Raw genomic sequence first — 1,858 nt, 5'->3', positions numbered from 1 at the left:
GACAAGGCAACTACTCCGCAGCCAACGCCTTCCTCGACGCCCTGGCCATCCACCGGCAAGCCACCGGCCTACCCGCCCAATCCCTCGCCTGGGGATTGTGGTCACCGAAGGCGGGTGGCATGACCCGCCAAATGGCCGATATCGATGTTGAGCGGCTGATCCGTTCAGGTTTCACCGCGATGGACGCCGATGAAGGCATGCAGTTGCTCGACGCCGCCCTGGCGATGCCGCACCCCTTCCTGCTCCCGCTGCCCATCAACACCCGCACCCTTGCCAGACGCCGCGACGGTATATCCGCCATCCTGCGCGGACTGGTCCACACCCCCGCACGCCGCACCGCAAACACCACAGCCACCGCGACCAGCCAAACAGCGCTACAACAGCGCCTGGCCGGGCTGCCGGTGGCTGAGCAGGAGCATGTGCTGGTGTCGCTGGTGTGTGCGGAGGCGGCGTCGGTGCTGGGCCACTCCTCAGGTGAGGAGATTCAGGCGGGGCGGCCGTTCAAGGATCTGGGTTTTGACTCGCTGACGTCGGTGGAGCTGCGTAACCGGTTGAGCCGGGTGGCGGGGATGAAGCTCCCGGCGACGCTGGTGTTCGACTATCCCACGCCGGCGGTGTTGGCGGATCATCTTCTGCAGCGGGTCGGTGGTGCTGCCTCGGCTGTGGCGGCTCCGGTGCGGGCGGCGGTTGCTGCTGCGGGGGTGGGGGAGCCGATTGCGATCGTGGCGATGGGCTGCCGCTATCCCGGCGGGGTGAGCTCGCCGGAGGACTTGTGGGACATGCTGGTCCAGGGCCGCTCGGGGATCTCGGGCTTTCCCGATGATCGGGGCTGGGATCTGGAGGCTCTCTATGACCCGGACCCGGACAGTGTCGGGACGACGTATCTGCGTGAGGGTGGGTTCCTGGCGGATGCGGCCGGTTTCGACGCGGCCTTTTTCGGGATCAGTCCGCGCGAGGCGATCGCGATCGACCCGCAGCAGCGGTTGCTGCTGGAGACCTCGTGGGAGGTCCTGGAACGGGCCGGGATCGACCCGGGCACCCTCCGCGGCACCCTCACCGGCGTCTTCATCGGTGGAACACAGACCGGTTATGGCACTGGCCCTGGCTCGTACCCCGACGAGATCGAGGGGTATCTGCAGACCGGAAACGCCGGTTCGGTCATGTCAGGTCGAGTGGCCTACAACCTGGGCCTCGAGGGCCCGGCGCTGACGGTGGACACCGCCTGCTCCTCCTCCCTGGTCGCCATCCACCTCGCCTGCGAGTCCCTGCGCAGGAGCGAAAGCACCCTGGCGCTCGCGGGCGGTGTGACGGTCATGGCGACGCCGGAGCTCCTGGTCGACTTCAGTCGTCAGCGGGGTCTGGCGCGGGACGGCCGGTGCAAGGCGTTCTCCGATGAGGCCGATGGCACGGTGTTCTCCGAGGGTGTCGGCATGCTGCTGCTGGAGCGCCTGTCGGACGCGCAAGCCAACGGACACCAGGTGCTGGGCGTGATCCGCGGCTCGGCGGTCAACCAGGACGGCGCCAGCAACGGCCTGTCGGCCCCCAACGGCCCCTCCCAGGAACGAGTGATCCGCCAAGCCCTCGCCAACGCCGGCCTGACCCCCAACGACATCGACGCCATCGAAGCCCACGGCACCGGAACCAAACTCGGCGACCCCATCGAGGCGCAGGCGCTGCTCGCCACCTATGGGCGCGATCGGGATCCAGCGAACCCGCTGTGGCTGGGGTCGGTCAAATCCAACTTCGGGCATTCGCAGGCTGCTTCCGGTGTGGCGGGTGTGATCAAGATGGTGATGGCCGCCCAGGAAGGCCAACTCCCCCAAACCCTGCACATATCCACCCCCACCACCCACGTCGA

General features: G+C 67.9%; 1 protein-coding gene. It reads left to right on the top strand.

What is annotated here, in order from left to right; translation table 11 throughout:
* Positions 1-1,858 (top strand): beta-ketoacyl synthase N-terminal-like domain-containing protein (locus ABT294_RS50660; protein ID WP_350813739.1); only part of this gene is annotated, 1,858 nt, incomplete at both ends.

The organism is Nonomuraea sp. NPDC000554 (assembly GCF_040300065.1).
Lineage (GTDB): Bacteria > Actinomycetota > Actinomycetes > Streptosporangiales > Streptosporangiaceae > Nonomuraea.
The sequence above is the reverse complement of the archived record's forward strand: the minus strand, read 5'-3'. Positions and strand labels throughout refer to the sequence as shown.